At 63.7% G+C, this 15792-nt stretch carries 13 protein-coding genes; 10 read left to right on the top strand and 3 right to left on the bottom strand.

Translation table 11 applies throughout. The features are described 5' to 3' along the window. The first annotated feature begins 4 nt into the window (after positions 1–4). On the top strand, positions 5–1741 hold the full coding sequence (gene sppA / locus QGV55_RS08655) for a signal peptide peptidase SppA (protein WP_281017223.1): 1737 nt from the start codon (positions 5–7) through the stop codon (positions 1739–1741). Here the strand turns inward: sppA and QGV55_RS08650 are convergent, their stop codons facing one another. Genes QGV55_RS08650 through QGV55_RS08640 form a run of 3 tightly spaced genes read right to left on the bottom strand, consistent with a single transcriptional unit; the run spans position 1742 to position 3890 of the window. Next, on the bottom strand, positions 1742–2236 hold the full coding sequence (locus QGV55_RS08650) for a CinA family protein (RefSeq protein WP_281020136.1): 495 nt from the start codon (positions 2234–2236) through the stop codon (positions 1742–1744). Next, a complete protein-coding gene (locus QGV55_RS08645) occupies positions 2233–2709 on the bottom strand; it encodes a phosphatidylglycerophosphatase A (protein ID WP_281017225.1) in 477 nt (158 codons plus the stop codon). Before QGV55_RS08645 ends, QGV55_RS08650 begins: the two co-directional genes overlap by 4 nt. Next, positions 2706–3890, bottom strand: a complete 1185-nt coding sequence (locus QGV55_RS08640) for a bifunctional 2-C-methyl-D-erythritol 4-phosphate cytidylyltransferase/2-C-methyl-D-erythritol 2,4-cyclodiphosphate synthase (RefSeq protein WP_281017226.1) — start codon at positions 3888–3890, stop codon at positions 2706–2708. The genes QGV55_RS08645 and QGV55_RS08640 overlap by 4 nt, the downstream gene beginning before the upstream one ends. 157 nt (positions 3891–4047) lie before the next feature. On the opposite strand from QGV55_RS08640, the gene dusB reads away from it, so the two are divergent. From dusB to hfq, 9 genes are all read left to right on the top strand, one after another. After that, positions 4048–5043: a tRNA dihydrouridine synthase DusB gene (gene dusB, locus QGV55_RS08635; RefSeq protein ID WP_281017227.1), complete on the top strand. Its 996-nt coding sequence runs from the start codon at positions 4048–4050 to the stop codon at positions 5041–5043. Next, positions 5040–6128: an ATP-binding protein gene (locus tag QGV55_RS08630; RefSeq protein WP_281017228.1), complete on the top strand. Its 1089-nt coding sequence runs from the start codon at positions 5040–5042 to the stop codon at positions 6126–6128. The genes dusB and QGV55_RS08630 overlap by 4 nt, the downstream gene beginning before the upstream one ends. After that, complete coding sequence (gene ntrC, locus QGV55_RS08625; protein WP_281017229.1) at positions 6125–7570, top strand: nitrogen regulation protein NR(I); 1446 nt, start codon at positions 6125–6127, stop codon at positions 7568–7570. The genes QGV55_RS08630 and ntrC overlap by 4 nt, the downstream gene beginning before the upstream one ends. A 135-nt stretch (positions 7571–7705) precedes the next feature. Beyond that, complete coding sequence (locus QGV55_RS08620) at positions 7706–9988, top strand: PAS domain-containing sensor histidine kinase (RefSeq protein WP_281017230.1); 2283 nt, start codon at positions 7706–7708, stop codon at positions 9986–9988. Further along, entirely contained in the window at positions 9966–11351 is a 1386-nt protein-coding gene (locus QGV55_RS08615) for a sigma-54 dependent transcriptional regulator (protein ID WP_281017231.1), read from the top strand. The genes QGV55_RS08620 and QGV55_RS08615 overlap by 23 nt, the downstream gene beginning before the upstream one ends. A 153-nt stretch (positions 11352–11504) precedes the next feature. Continuing rightward, complete coding sequence (gene trkA, locus QGV55_RS08610) at positions 11505–12881, top strand: Trk system potassium transporter TrkA (protein WP_281017232.1); 1377 nt, start codon at positions 11505–11507, stop codon at positions 12879–12881. A gap of 52 nt (positions 12882–12933) precedes the next feature. After that, the gene (locus tag QGV55_RS08605) at positions 12934–14394 is read left to right on the top strand and encodes a potassium transporter TrkG (protein ID WP_281017233.1); all 1461 of its coding nucleotides are present in this window, start codon (positions 12934–12936) and stop codon (positions 14392–14394) included. 45 nt (positions 14395–14439) lie between these two features. Then, positions 14440–15324 (top strand): D-amino-acid transaminase, encoded by an 885-nt coding sequence (locus QGV55_RS08600; RefSeq protein WP_281017234.1) that lies wholly within the window; start codon positions 14440–14442, stop codon positions 15322–15324. Between the two features lie 198 nt (positions 15325–15522). Beyond that, entirely contained in the window at positions 15523–15771 is a 249-nt protein-coding gene (gene hfq / locus QGV55_RS08595) for an RNA chaperone Hfq (RefSeq protein ID WP_281017235.1), read from the top strand. Positions 15772–15792 lie beyond the last annotated feature (21 nt).

The raw sequence follows: 15792 nt of genomic DNA, 5'->3' as shown, positions 1-15792 counted from the left end.
ACCCATGGGATTTGTCGGGCGGTTCCTGAGGGGTATCTGGCTGTTCCTGAAGGCAGGCGTCTTCGTGATCGGACTGCTGGTCGTCGCGGGAATCGTTGCCACGTTGACCCTCGCACCCTGGGAGCAGGCCGACGAGGAGCTGCCCGACAGTGCTCTGCTGGATATCGCGATTGTCGGGGACCTGCCAGAGAAGCCGTCCAGTGGTGACTTTGCCCGTTTCGTGCGCGGCGACGCGATGACGCTGACCCGACTGGTGCGGGTGCTGGACCGTGCAGCGCAGGACAGCCGTATCCGGGCGCTCGACATGGATCTTTCGCTGGCCAACCTGGGCCAGACGGATGTGGAGGCGCTGCTGCCCGCCATCCGGCGTTTCCGGGAAGCCGGGAAACCCGCGCGGGTGTTCGCCGAGAGCTATGATCTCGCACGTTATCGTCTTGCCAGTGGTTTCGACGAGATCTGGATGTCGCCATCCGGAGAGTTCGCTGTCATTGGTGTCGCGCTGGAAATGCCCTATGCGGGGGAACTGGCCGATGACCTGGGAATCAGCCCGCAGATCGAGGCCCGCCGGGACTACAAGACCGCTGCCGACTTCATCCGTCGCCGCGAGATGCAGGGTCCGGTGCGCGCGGCCTTTGCGGAGCTGGTTGCGGATGTTCACCGCTCCGCCCTGAACGACATTGCTGCGGGCAGGGGGCTGGACACGGAACAGGTCCGGGTCCTGGTGGCTGAGGCGCTGCTGAACCCGGCGGCTGCCCTCGCCGGCGGTCTGGTGGATCGTGCCGACTATGCCCGCGTGTTTCATCGTGCCGGGGCAGCAAGCGACGGCGGACAGATCGATTTCGCCACCTACCTGCCCGAACTCGCCCATCCGCTGGACGCGGGCGCGCCGAAAGTTGCCCTGATCACGGCGACCGGCCAGATCATGGGCGGTGAAGGTGGCGGATTCAGCGGCGGTGTCATAACCGACGGGCAACTGATCGAGGAGCTTCAGGCCGCTGCGGATCAACCGGAGATCGATGCCATCCTGATCCGGATCGACAGTCCCGGCGGGGCCTACGGCGCTTCCGATGCCATCCGTGCGGTCATGCGGGAAATCGACAAGCCCATCGTCGCATCCATGGGCAATGTTGCCGGTTCCGGGGGCTATCTCATCGCCATCGGGGCCGATGCCATCGTCGCGCATCCCTCCACCATCACCGGATCGATCGGCGTGATCAGCGGGAAGGTCGTGGTGGCTGATCTGCTGGAAGACTACGGCGTCCGCTTCGAGATCGTGCGCAGTGACCGCAATGCCGCGATGTTCTCACCCTTTGCGCCGTTCACCGCAGACCAGCAGGACCGCCTGGCGCGTCGCGTGGACGAAATCTACGCAACCTTCAAGGATCTGGTGGGTGAAGCCCGCAAGCTGCCGGAGGTTCAGGTCGAGGCTGCCGCCCAAGGGCGGATCTGGACCGGTTCACAGGCGTTCGGGCGCAAGCTGGTCGATGCCACCGGTGGACTCGAAACCGCACTTGGCATCATCCGTCAGCGGCTTGGCGTGGCGGCCGAGCGGGAAGTTCATCTGGTGGAGTTCCCGGGTGGTTCACCGCAAGACCGGTTCCTGGAGGCCGTTCAGGAAGGGTTTGGCGATTTCGCGGCTGTCGCGACCGGCAAGCCCGAAATCAGTGTCGAGAAGCTGAGGGAATATCTGGCGGCCGAGGCCGGTACCCGTCTGATGACACCGGACGTCAGCCTGCGCTGATCAGATCCGGGCCTGCTGCGCCATGATCCGGAATGCCTGTGCGACGGTTTCCTGCCTGATCCAGCCCCGACCGCGATCCGCGAAGAGATGACGCTGATGCACGGTGTCCCTGCCTCGGCGGGCACAGGCGATATGCACCAGACCGACAGGCTTTGTGGCCGTGCCGCCCCCGGGTCCCGCAACGCCGGTCACTGAAACGGCAATATCGGCCCGGCTGTTGCGCAAGGCGCCCTCCGCCATGGCGACGGCCACCGGTTCGGAGACCGCACCATGCTCAATGATCAGGGGAGGCGGGATACCTAGCATGTCCTGCTTGGCTTCATTGGAATAGGTCACGAACCCCCGGTCCACGACATCCGAGGATCCCGCAACCTCCGTCAGGATTCCCGCGATCATGCCGCCCGTACAGCTTTCGGCGGTTGCAAGCATCAGCTCCCGCTCGCGCATGTACGCAAGCAATTCAGCGGCATCCGATATCAGGCGCTCTGTCATCATCCGAACACTCCTGTCGCATACTGTAGCAGAAGCACACAGATTCCGGCAAAGATGCCCGCAACGATGTCGTCAGCCATCACGCCCAGCGATCCCTTCAGCCGCCTGTCGGCCCAGCCGACCGGCCCCGGTTTCCAGATGTCGAACAGGCGGAAGCTGACGAACGCCACCAGATAGCCGACCGGATCAAAGGCCGTGAAGGGCAGCAGCGGAATCCACTGGCCCGCAGCCTCGTCGATCACGATCTCGGACGGGTCATGCATCGTCCTGTGTGCCCGCATGTGCGCCCGCGCCGCCCACAGACCGACGCCAAACGTCACGACTATGGCGACGATCAGCGCGACCTGGCCGCCAAGCCACATGACAAGCCAGCCAACGGGCAATGCGGCCAGGGAACCCCAGGTGCCCGGTGCAGGCCGGATCAGACCGGAATAGCCGAACGTGGCCAGGAATGTTGCGATTCTCTGGATGATCATGAGGCTTCGAAGGTATCCGGATCACGTGGCAGTTCAACGGTGGCGATGGCCTGGGCGGCGATGCCTTCCCTTCGGCCCGTGAAGCCCAGCCTTTCCGTCGTGGTGGCCTTGATGCTGATCCTGTGCACCGGAATCCCCAGAATGGCGGCCACATTCTCCCGCATCGCCTGCCGGTGCGGCTTGATCTTCGGTGCCTCGCAGATGATCGTCAGATCGATGCTGATGACCCTGCCGGCCCTGAGCTGGAGCAGCGATGCGGCATAGCGCAGGAAGATATCCGAATTGACACCCTTCCAGCGATTGTCCTCAGGGGGAAAATGATCGCCGATATCGCCCTCTGCCATCGCCCCCAGGACGGCATCCGTGATCGCGTGCAGGGCCACATCGGCATCGGAATGGCCGGCAAGTCCTTGCGGATGCGGGATCGGCAGGCCGCAGAGCACCATTGCCCTGTCATCGGCAAGACGATGCACGTCGAAGCCCGAACCGGTTCTTGTCTCCACGTTGTTCTGGCCCTTCTGACGCAGCAGGCTTTCGGCCCGTTTCAGATCGTCGGCGATGGTGATCTTGAAGTTGTCTTCCGTCCCCGCAACCACCCGCACCACCATACCCGCAGCGCGCGCCACCGCCACATCATCGCTGAAGGCCTGGCCCGTCATTCTGCCATGCGCGTCGGTGATCGCCGCGAAATCAAAGCCCTGCGGGGTCTGCGCGCGCACCAGATGCTCCCGGTCCTGCGTGCCGACGACCTGATCACCTTCGATACGGCTGAGACTGTCGACCACCGGCAGCGCGGGCAGGACCGCAGGGCTGCTCTCCAGCGCATCGCAGACCCGGGAAATCAGTGCATCATCGATCAGGGCGCGCGCGGCATCATGAATCAGCACATGTGTCGGTGCCGATCCGGCCAGTGCAGCCAGACCTGCCGCGACGGACTGCTGTCGTGTCTCACCGCCGACGACGGGGGGCAGCAGGTCGAGGCCGCTGAGGGCCTGGTCGTAGAGATCCTGCTGTCCGGCACCGATGACCACCAGGACCTGGTCGATGCGCGGATGCGCCAGGAAGGCGGAGACAGTCCGCCGCAGGACCGGTTCGCCGTCCAGCAGCAGATACTGTTTCGGCAATTCGCCGCCCAGGCGTGTGCCGCGACCGGCTGCGACAATCAGTGCAGCTGTTTGCATTGCTTCCTGCCATTGACGGAAAAGGGGGTGGCGCGGGACTTGCGACTGGATTAGCGCGAAAGGTGTGCTGCTCACAAGGGCAGCAATAACTTGCAAGCGCCAGTAGGCTGCCGCATATTTGCACAAGAGTTGCGCACTGTTTGCGATTGAGTGATTTATGAGCATATCTATCGGGCGACACCGGATCAGCGATCCTGTGATGCTGGCACCGATGTCGGGTATCACGGATGCGCCGTTCCGCCGAATGGTGAAGCATTTCGGTGTCGGTCTGGCGTTCGCGGAGATGGTCGCCGGTCGCCATGTCCTGAGTGGTCAGGACCGAACCAGTCGCATGCTTCGCCACGACGGAAGTGGTGTGCAGGCGATCCAGATTGCCGGTCGTGACCCGGCGATCATGGCGAATGCTGCACGTTTCGTGGTCGATCAAGGCGCGGACATCGTCGATATCAACATGGGCTGTCCCGCCAAGCAGGTCACCGGTGGCTATGCCGGTTCCGCACTGATGCGCGACCTGGATCAGGCCCGCAGCATCATCGCGGCGGTGGTTGCCGCCGCCCGGGTTCCGGTCACGCTGAAGATGCGGACCGGCTGGGACGATGATTGCCGCAATGCCCCGGAACTCGCCCGCATTGCGGAGGATCTGGGCGTTCGCATGATCACGGTTCACGGGCGCACCCGCTGCCAGTTCTACAAGGGGCGGGCGGACTGGCGTTTCATTTCGGATGTGAAGCGGGCTGTTGCCATTCCGGTTGTCGCGAACGGAGACATCACGACCGTCGAGGAGGCGCGGACCTGCCTGCAGCAGTCCGGTGCCGACGGTCTGATGATCGGACGTGGCGCCCAGGGGCGACCCTGGTTCCCGGCACAGGTCATCGCGGCCTTGCGCGGTCAGACGTTCACCGTGCCGACGGTGCCTGAGATCGGTGCGCTGCTGCTGACGCACTATCGCGACCTGATCGACAGCGGCGACACCTGGCCGATGGTGCGCATCGCGCGCAAGCATCTCGGCTGGTATTCGGTGCACCTTGATGATCCCGGCGCATTCCGGGCCGAAGTGATGACGGCGGAAGACCCGGACGTCGTTCTGAATGCCGTCGCACGGCATTTCGGGACAGATGCCGACCGGATGGCCGTGCAGGCCAGGGCGGCATGATGGGCCGCATCGATGCCTCCGCCATCCTCGACACGATCCCTGACCCGATACTCGTCGCCGGCAAGGGGGGAGCCATACTGCGCGCCAATCCTGCGGCCGAGGAGTTCTTCGGCATGGGGCAGGCGGCGCTGAAGAAGAATCGCCTGCAGGACATCATCCCCTTCGGCAGTCCGATGCTGTCGCTGTTCGAGCAGATACAGTACAGCACGGGCGCTGTGTCCGAATACGGCATCCTGCTCGGCGGCGCCCGGACGGAGGTCAAGACGGTCAACATCAAGCTGTCGCCACTCCACGATGATTCTGGTGCCGTGGTGATCCAGATCGATGAGCGGTCGATGGCGTCGAAGATGGACCAGTCGCTGGTCCACCGCGGTGCCGCACGGGCTGTCACCGGCATGGCGGCCGTGCTGGCGCATGAGGTCAAGAATCCGCTGTCGGGCATCCGTGGCGCGGCGCAATTGCTTGAGACCAATGCTTCGGAGGAAGACCGCGACCTGACCCGCCTGATCGTTGACGAGGTGGGGCGTATCGTTGCCCTGGTCGATCGCATGGAAGCATTCTCCAGCCCCAGCCCACTGGAAGGCGAGCCGGTGAACATCCATGAGGTGCTGGAACGGGTGCGCCGCCTGGCGGAGAACGGGTTCGCCTCCCACGTCAAGATCATCGAGAACTACGACCCCTCCCTGCCGATGATCCCGGGCGACAAGGACCAGTTGATCCAGGTCTTCCTGAACCTCGTGAAGAACGCTGCCGAGGCGGTACCGCGCAAGAAGGGCGAGATTCACCTGAACACGGCCTACCGTCATGGTGTGCGGCTGGCCCTGCCGGGCAGCCGGGAGCGTATCCAACTGCCGCTCGAGGTCACTGTATCCGACAATGGCGACGGCATTCCCGAGGATCTGAGACCGAATCTCTTCGATCCCTTTGTCTCGACCCGTCCCGGCGGAACCGGGCTGGGACTCGCACTCGTCGCGAAGATCGTTGGCGATCATGGCGGCATCGTGGAGGCCGACAACATGGCCCGCGGTGCCCGTTTCCGGGTTCATCTGCCCGTTGTTCAGAACCGAGGGAAGAGAAAACGATGACACCAGCGTCCATCCTCGTCGCCGACGATGATCGTGGTATCCGTACCGTGCTGAACCAGGCACTGGGACGCGCGGGGTACGATGTGCGCTCGACCGGGAACGCCTCCACATTGTGGCGCTGGGTCTCCGACGGGGCAGGGGATCTGGTGATCACGGATGTGGTCATGCCTGACGAGAGCGGTCTCGATCTGCTGCCCCGCGTCAAGAAGCTGCGGCCTGATCTTCCCGTTGTGGTCATGAGTGCCCGCAACACCCTGCTGACGGCGGTCAAGGCGACGGAGCGCGGCGCCTACGAGTATCTGCCGAAACCCTTCGATCTGAAGGAACTGCTGACCATCGTCGAGCGGGCGCTGAGCGCGCCTACGGGAACCGGTGGTGAAGTGGGGATCGAGGGCGAGGAAGCGATGCCGCTGATCGGCCGTTCCCCCGCCATGCAGGAAATCTATCGCGTCATGGCGCGCCTGATGACGACCGATCTGACCGTCATGATCACCGGTGAGTCCGGCACCGGCAAGGAACTGGTGGCCCGCGCGCTGCACGAATACGGCAAGCGCCGCAATGGCCCCTTCGTCGCCATCAACATGGCCGCGATTCCACGTGAACTGATCGAAAGCGAGCTCTTCGGACACGAGAAGGGCTCCTTCACCGGCGCGCTGCAGAAGAGCTCCGGCCGGTTCGAGCAGGCCGACGGCGGCACCCTGTTCCTGGACGAGATCGGGGACATGCCGCTGGAGGCGCAGACCAGGTTGCTGCGCGTGCTGCAGCAGGGCGAGTACACGACGGTTGGCGGACGTACCTCCATTCGTACCGATGTCCGCATCGTCGCCGCGACCAACCGCGACCTCCGGGTGCAGATCGGCCAGGGGCTGTTCCGGGAGGATCTCTACTATCGCCTGAACGTCGTTCCGATCCGCCTGCCGCCGCTGCGGGAACGTTCGGAGGATATCCCGGACCTGATCCGCCATTTCCTCAATCGCGCGTCGGAGGAGGGGCTGCCCGCCAAGACCGTCGACAGGGACGCCATGAACCGCCTGATCAGCTACCGCTGGCCCGGGAATGTGCGCGAACTGGAGAATCTGGTCCGGCGCTTTGCCGCGCTCTATTCCGACGAGACCATCACGGTCGATATCGTGGAGCGTGAACTGGCCGATCCGCTGCCGTCACCGGCGGAGGAATACAGTCCGGCGTCCGAGAGTCTGGGTTCCGCCATCGAATATCATCTGTCGCAGTACTTCACCGCCCATGGGGAGGATCTGCCTCCGGCCGGGCTGTATGACCGCGTCCTGCGCGAGATGGAAAAGCCGCTGATCAACCTGTCTCTGGCCGCGACGCGGGGCAATCAGTTGCGCGCTGCGGATCTTCTGGGCCTGAACCGGAACACGCTGCGCAAGAAGATCCGTGAACTGGATATCCGCGTGGTTCGCGGTGCCGGTTTCGACTGATACGGATCGCCTGACGCCAAGGCATCAGCCACCCCCTGACGCCCGCAGCCAAGCTGGCCTATAGTCCGGGACGTGTTGAGGCACTGATTCCGGAAACCCATGACCGCGCCCGCCCAAGAATCCAGGACACCTGCCGTGATCCGCCTGCGCAACAGGATGCTGGACATGGAGGTCGGTCGCCTGGGTGCGTTCGGGCTGGCGGCCCTGGCGCTGGGGGCGGGGGCGGCGACCTATGCGACCCTGTTCCGCACCGAGGCGCCGCTGCAGAGCGTCGCCGAACTGCCGCCGCTGCTGATCATCTTCGATGTGCTGGTGCTGGTGCTGCTGGTCGTGGTCATCGTTGCGCGGGTCTGGCGCATCTGGCGGGCGCAGCGGGCCGGCATGGCCGGTGCCGCCCTGCACATGCGCCTGGCGAGCCTGTTTGCCGCCGCGGCGGTGGTTCCCGCGCTGCTGGTCGCGGGGTTCTCCACCCTGTTCTTCGACCTGCGGCTGGAGGGCTGGTTCAGTGAGCGGGCGCAGCAGGCCGTCGCCGAGTCGGTCGCTGTCGCGGAATCGCTGATCACCGAACATCGCGCGACCATCCGCGCCGATGCGCTGGCCATGGCGCAGGATCTCAATCGCGTCGCCGGATCGGTGCAGGACAACCGGAATTTGCTGAACCGTGTTGTCAGTGCCCAGGCCGGTGCGCGCGGGCTGAGCGAGGCCATTGTCTTTGATCGCAGCGGCACCATTCTGGCCCAGACCAGCCTGAGCTCCACGGGTCTTGCCGACCAGGTGCCGCTGTCGGCGATCGAGGAAGCAGACCGGGGCGATGTCGTGATGCTGTCCGACACATCCAACGCCCTGTCACCCAACACGCTGACCGGACTGCCGGATGACAAGTCCGCCGCGCTGATCCTGCTCGACGGGTATCTGGGGGTCTATCAGGTCTACCTCTATGTCGGACGGTTCGTGGAGCCACGGGTGGCGGCACAGGTCCAGCGCGCCCGTCAGGCGGCAGAGGACTATGAACGGCTTGCGGCCCAGCGTTTCGGCTTCGAACTCACGTTCTTCCTGATGTTCGTGGTGGTCACGGTGTTGCTGATGCTCGCGGCCGTCTGGCTGGCGCTGACGTTCTCCACGCGCATCTCCCGGCGGCTTGGTGGCGTCGTGGTGGCCGCCGAAAGGGTGCGGGAGGGCGATCTGGCCGCCCGCGTCGTCAACACCGGAGAGGACGACGAGATCGAGACACTGGGCCGGACCTTCAACCGGATGGCGCGACAGATCGAGAACCAGCAGGCCGAACTGCAACTGGCCAACCGGACGGTGGATGAACGCCGGCGGTTCATGGAGACCGTGCTCGCGGGTGTCACTGCCGGTGTCATCGGGCTGGATACGCGCGGCTTCATCGACGTGCCCAACCGTTCGGCCAGTCGGCTGCTGGGTCTGTCGCAGTCTGATCTTGTCGGACGTCACCTGGACGAGGCCGTGCCTGAGATGGCTGACCTGCTGCGTGATGCGACCGACCGTCCGAACCGGCTGGCGGAAGGCGAGATCAGCATCAGCCGCGAAGGCACGTCGAAGACATTCTTTGTCCGCGTCGGTGCCGAGCGCCGCAACAGCGAGGTGCTGGGCTATGTCGTGACCTTCGACGACATCACGGACCTTGTCTCTGCCCAGCGTATGGCGGTCTGGGCCGACGTGGCGCGCCGCATCGCGCACGAGATCCGCAACCCGCTGACACCGATCCAGCTCTCCGCAGAACGTCTGAAACGGAAGTATCTCAAGCAGATAACGACAGATCCGGAGATCTTCATTCAATGCACCGACACCATCGTCAGGCAGGTCGGTGACATCGGTCGGATGATCGAGGAGTTCTCGGCCTTCGCCAGAATGCCGGCCCCGGTGTTCCGCCCGGAGGATCTGGCGGACCTCATCCGCCAGTCGGCGTTCGCGGCGGAGGTCGCGAACCCCGACATCGACTACCAGCTTGAACTCGAGGCACTCGAATCACCTCTGATCTGCGACCGCAGACAGGTCGCCCAGGTGCTGACGAACGTCCTGAAGAACGCGTCTGAAGCCATTTCAGGCCGGGAGAACGGCACTGAGGCCGGTCGGATACGGGTGACACTGAAATGCCACAATGATGTCGCGGTGATAGCAGTCACGGACAATGGTATTGGACTCCCTGAAACCGCGCGGGACCGCTTGACCGAGCCCTATGTGACCACAAGAGATAAGGGTACCGGATTGGGCTTGGCGATCGTCCGCAAGATCATGGAGGAGCACTCCGGGGTGTTGCAGATTGGTGATGCACCCGACGGACCGGGGGCAGAGGTCCGCCTCTGCTTCCCGCTGAGGCACCCTGCGCCGGAGAGCGATGCGGGCGAACAGGATTTGAGGGTATTGGCGACCGATGGACATACTGATCGTCGATGATGAAGCTGACATCCGGGAGCTGGTCTCCGGAATTCTGGAGGACGAGGGCTACGTCACACGCGTGGCAGGCAATGCGGACGAGGCGCTGGCCGCCGTCAGCGAGCGCGCACCATCAATGGTCATTCTGGATATCTGGCTGCAGGGCAGTCGACTGGACGGGCTGGAGATCCTGGAGGTGATCCAGCAGATGGTGCCTGAGACCCCTATCGTCATGATCAGCGGCCACGGCACCATCGAGACCGCTGTGGCTGCCATTCAGCGTGGTGCCTATGACTTCATCGAGAAGCCGTTCAAGGCGGATCGCCTGACCCTGATCGTCGAACGCGCGCTGGAAGCCACCCGTCTGCGCCAGGAAAATGCAGAACTGCGCAGCCGGGCAGGGCGCAACACCGACCTGATCGGCGAATCCGCGCCAATGGTTTCCCTCCGCAGCGAGATCGAGCGCGTGGCCCCGACCAACAGCCGTGTCATGGTTTCGGGTCCGCCTGGCAGCGGCAAGGAAGTTGTTGCGCGCAACCTGCACAACCGCTCGCGCCGCTCCGGCGGTCCGTTCATCGTGGTCAGCGCGGCCACCATCGAACCCGACCGCATGGAGCTGGAACTGTTCGGGGAGGAAGCACGGCAGGATTCTGCCGGTGGCCCCCGAAAGATCGGGTTGCTGGAACGCGCGCACGGCGGAACCCTGTTCCTCGACGAAGTTTCCGACATGCCGGTGCAGACCCAGAACAAGATCCTGCGTGTCCTGCTGGACCAGACCTTTCAGCGCATCGGAGGCAGTCGTCCCGTCAGTGTCGATGTCCGTGTCATCTCCTCGACGAGTCGGGACCTGCCGCAACTGGTTGAAGAGGGCCTGTTCCGCGGTGACCTGTTTCACCGTCTGAACGTGGTGCCGATCAATGTGCCGCCGCTGCGCAGGGTGCGGGAGGATATTCCGGCCCTGGTCGACTATTTCATGCGGCGCACGGCAGAGAACTCTGGCCTCGCACCGCGCCCGGTGGCGGAGGCAGCCATTGCCGCGTTGCAGGCCTGTGACTGGCCCGGAAATGCACGCCAGTTGCGCAATGTGGTGGAGCGGCTGCTGATCATGGCGCCGGGCGAATCCCGCTCCCCGATCACGCTGGAAATGCTGCCGCCGGACATCACCAATCCGGCTGCGGCCACGCTGCGCCCCGATACGGGCAAGGAGATCATGTCCCTGCCACTCAGGGAGGCGCGGGAGATCTTCGAACGGGAGTATCTGCTGTCGCAGATCGACCGGTTCGGCGGCAATGTCACCAAGACGGCGGCCTTCGTCGGCATGGAGCGCTCCGCCCTGCACCGGAAGCTGAAACTGCTGGGTGTCTCGTCGGAGCGCGGACGGTAGATCGGACAGCATCTCCACCCGTGGGCCGCGTCAGTAGGTTCCGCAGCGGAAAACGGTTCGAATTCCATCACAAGCTGAATCCCACTAGGATGCGTTGTCGGCCCGGACAATTCCGTTCGCGTCGCGATGCTGCAGTCGACGGGTTGGCGTTTCATGAAGGTGATTGTCTGCGGAGCGGGACAGGTCGGGTCCAACATTGCGCGCCATCTGGCGGCGGAGCGCAACGACGTGACCATCATCGACCAGTCCCCTGAACTGATCCGCCGGATCAGTGAGGCATATGACGTCCAGGGGCTGGTGGGCTTTGCCTCGCACCCCGACATGCTGGACCGGGCAGGGGCTGCCGACGCCGACATGCTGGTCGCCGTGACCTTCGCGGACGAGGTCAACATGGTGGCCTGCCAGGTGGCACATTCGATCTTCGATGTGCCGACCAAGATTGCCCGCATCCGGGCGCAGAGCTATCTCCGCCCCTCGTTCTCCAATCTCTTCACCCGTGACCACATGCCCATCGACGTGATCATCTCGCCGGAGCGGGAGGTGGCCGAAGCGGTGAATCGCGCCCTGCACATGCCGGGCGCATTCGACATGCTGCCTTTCGCCGACGATCTGGTCCGGATGATCGGCGTCCATATCGACAATGACTGCCCCATCGCGCACCAGCAGCTTCGTCAGCTCACCGAACTGTTCCCGAACCTGAACATCATCGTCACCGGCATCGTGCGGGCGGGGAAACTGTTCGTTCCCACCTCCGTTGACCAGATGCTGCCCGGGGATGATGTCTACTTCGTGGTCGACACCGACCATGCGGCCCGCGCCATGCCCCTGTTCGGCCATGACGAGAATGAGGCCCAGAGGGTCGTGATCGTGGGCGGCGGCAACATCGGACTCTTCCTCGGCAATGCGCTGGAACACCAGGAAGGCCGGGTCAATCTGAAGATCGTGGAGGCGGACAGGGCACGGGCGGAACTGGTGGCCGAGAAACTGGACAAGGCCGTCGTGATCTGTGGCAACGCGCTGGATACGGAGATCATGGAAGAGGCCAACATTGCCTCCGCCCATGCCATCGTCGCGCTGACCAATGACGACGAGACCAATATCCTTGCATCACTGATGGCCAAGCAGCTTGGCTGTGACACGGCCATCACGCTGGTGAACAACCAGGCCTATCAGTCGCTGGTGGGATCGCTGGGCATCGACGTCGCCATTGACCCCCGCGCCACGACGGTTTCAAGTATCCTGCGCCATGTCCGGCGCGGGCGGATCAAGAGTGTCTATTCGCTGCGTGACGGCGTGGCGGAGGTCATGGAGGCGGAGGCGCTTGAAACATCCGCTCTCGTCGGCAAGCCATTGCGGGAAATCGCGCTGCCGGAGGGGGTCATCATCGGTGCCGTGGTGCGCCGCAAGGCGGTACTGAAACCGCGGGGAACCATGGTCATCGAACGCGATGACCGGGTGATCTTCTTCGCCCTGAGGGAAAGCGTGAAGAAACTGGAGAAGCTGCTGGCCGTCGGTCTCGACTTCTTCTGACAGACCACCATCACATGATGCGCAGGTCGCAGCACAGGCAGGGAAATCGGGCATGGCGCTGACGGCTGTCATAGCGATCTTTGGCTGGTCCACGGTGATCTTCGCCGCAGCCATGTTGCTGCCGATTCCCGTCGCGCTGTTCTACGGGGAGACGGGAACACCCTTCACCTTCCTCGTCTCGGCCCTGATCACGGCCATGGTCGGGGGCGCGCTGACTGTCGTCTCCCTGAGTTCCACGCATCGCCGTACCGGTCGGCGGGAGGCATTTCTGCTCGCCGTCATGATCTGGGTCATGCTGCCGGTCTTCGGTGCCCTGCCGTTTCTGACGGTTGCCGATCCGCTGGATGCCTTCCTGGAATCCATGTCCGGTCTCACGACCACCGGTTTCAGTGTCTTTGACACGCCTGAAGCGCTGCCGCGGTCGCTGCTGTTCTGGCGGGCCGAGTTGCAGTGGATGGGGGGGCTGGCCACCATCATGCTCGCCGTCGTGCTGCTGGGCCTTTTCGGCCTGGGCGGGCTGGCGGTATACCGCAGCGCCATTCCGGCCGGCGACAGCACGGCGCTCTCGGGACGCCTGAAGGACACACTCTCCGCGATCTGGTGGGTCTACAGCATCATGACGCTGACCTGTGCGCTGCTGCTCTGGCTCAGCGGCGTGCGGCCATTTGATGCCCTCTGCTATGCCATGAGCACGATCTCGACGGGCGGCTTCGTCACCTCGTCCGAGGGTGTGGCCGGGTTCTCCTCCATCAGCATGGCGATCCTGGTCGTCTTCATGTGGGGCTCGGCACTGAACTTCACGCTGCACTGGGCGGCCTGCCACGGTCGGTGGCGGGTCTATTACGCCGATCCCGAGTTCAGGGCCTTCGGCCGGCTCTGCCTGATATCGGCGGCGCTCATCGCGCTGGTTCATGCGTCAGCCACGGGCGGCGATCCGCTGGAATCGCTGGGGGCCGCACTTTTCTCGGTCGCGTCCGTCGCCTCGACGACAGGTTTCGTGGGACTTTCCATGGAGTCCGGTGTGATCGACGTTCCCTGGCCGACCGGCGTGTCCGTTGTCCTGCTGACCCTGATGATGATCGGCGGTGCCGCAGGCTCGACAGCGGGGGGCTTCAAGCTCATGCGCTTTGCGCTGCTGATCCGCCAGGGCGGCGCCGAACTGGCGCGCCTGTCGTTTCCGAACGGCATCAAGCTGGTCAGCTATGGCGGATATCGTGTTGAATCCGCTGTCTTAAGGTCGGCCTGGAACTATGTGATCCTGTTTGCCATTTCGGTTGCTGTTCTGGCCTTGCTGATCGATCTGGATGGGCACGACCTGCCGACCGCGCTCGCCCTGGCCATTGGTGCCATGAGCAATGCGGGGCAGGCGGCGACCTATGTCACTGTGGAGGCAATCTCGATCGTCGGTCTCGACCCGGTGTCCAAAATAGGTATCGTGATCGGCATGCTGGCGGGCCGTCTGGAACTGCTGGCGCTGATCGGTCTGTTCATGCCGTCGTTCTGGGGGCGGTAGGCCGCCAGTCCTTGCAAGAGCTTCAACAGGTACGGGATCAACACAGTGGGCAGAGTGGCATTCGTGAACGGCCAGTACGTTCCGCATGGTCTGGCAAGCGTGCATGTGGAGGACCGGGGCTATCAGTTTGCCGATGGCGTCTATGAGGTGATTCCCGTCATCGCCGGCAAGCAGATTGACGGGATCGGCCATCGCGAACGTCTTGCACGCAGCCTTCGGGAACTGCGCATCACGCCGCCCATGACCGACCGTGCGCTCGCGCTGGTGATCGAGGAAGTGATCCGTCGTAACCGGGTCCGCACCGGACACGTCTATCTGCAGATCACACGCGGTGTCGCGCCGCGGGACCACGCATTCCCGGCGGACCCGGAGTCGGCGATTGTCGTCTACGCCAACAGCAAGCCCGCAGGCGGCCTGGGCAAGCAGGCCGAAGTTGGGGTGCAGGTCATCACCGCACCGGACCAGCGCTGGGCGCGGTGCGACATCAAGACCGTGGGGTTGCTGCCCAACTGCCTGGCCAAGCAGTCCGCGCGGGAGGCCGGTGCACATGAGGCCTTCATGTATGATGCGGATGGCTACGTGACCGAGGGCAGTTCCACCAACGCCTGGATCGTTGACGGCGAGGGTCGGCTGGTCACCCGGCCCGTCAGCCATGACATCCTGAACGGCATCACCCGCCTGTCCCTGATCAGCCTGGTCGAGGGGGAGGGGATAGAGGTTGTCGAACGTCCCTTCACGGTCGAGGAGCTGAAGAGCGCGCGGGAGGTGTTCCTGACCAGTGCATCCGCCCTCGCCACACCTGTTGTCCAGGTGGATGACCGTGTGATCGGCAACGGGCGTCCCGGCAGTGTGACATCCCGTCTGGTTGAGATATTTCGCAACTATGTCGCGTCGGAACAGGTTGACGCGGCGGCAGGAAAGACCATCTGAGTCCCACTGACAGTTGTGGTGCGTCCTCGCTCAGGTTGATGCCCCGGCAGCAGCGGTTTGCCGCTATGCAAAATGGTGGCTTGTGTGCGGGGCAGCAAAAATCCCAGTGTAGAGTTGTATAGTAGCTCTTCCGGTTGCACGTGTTCGAGGCTTCCAAGAAGCCGGTGCGGGCCGGAACAAAAAGAAGGAACGACGCAAATGGCAAGCGAGCGTCCGCAGAATGTACAGGATGTATTCCTGAATCATGTTCGGAAGAACAAGGTGCCGGTCACCGTGTTTCTGGTGAATGGCGTCAAGCTTCAGGGCATGATCAGCTGGTTCGACAATTTCTGTGTACTGCTGCGCCGGGACGCCCATGTTCAGCTTGTCTACAAGCATGCGATTTCCACGGTAATGCCTTCACAGCCTGTCGACCTTTTCGAGCATATTCCGGCACCGTCTGCATGATGGTCTGCGCCGGAACCCTCT

The sequence above is a fragment of the Minwuia sp. IMCC3009 genome (assembly GCF_029909415.1).
Classification (GTDB): domain Bacteria; phylum Pseudomonadota; class Alphaproteobacteria; order Minwuiales; family Minwuiaceae; genus Minwuia.
Note: the sequence above shows the minus strand (reverse complement) of the source record. Positions and strands in the feature narration are given on the sequence as shown.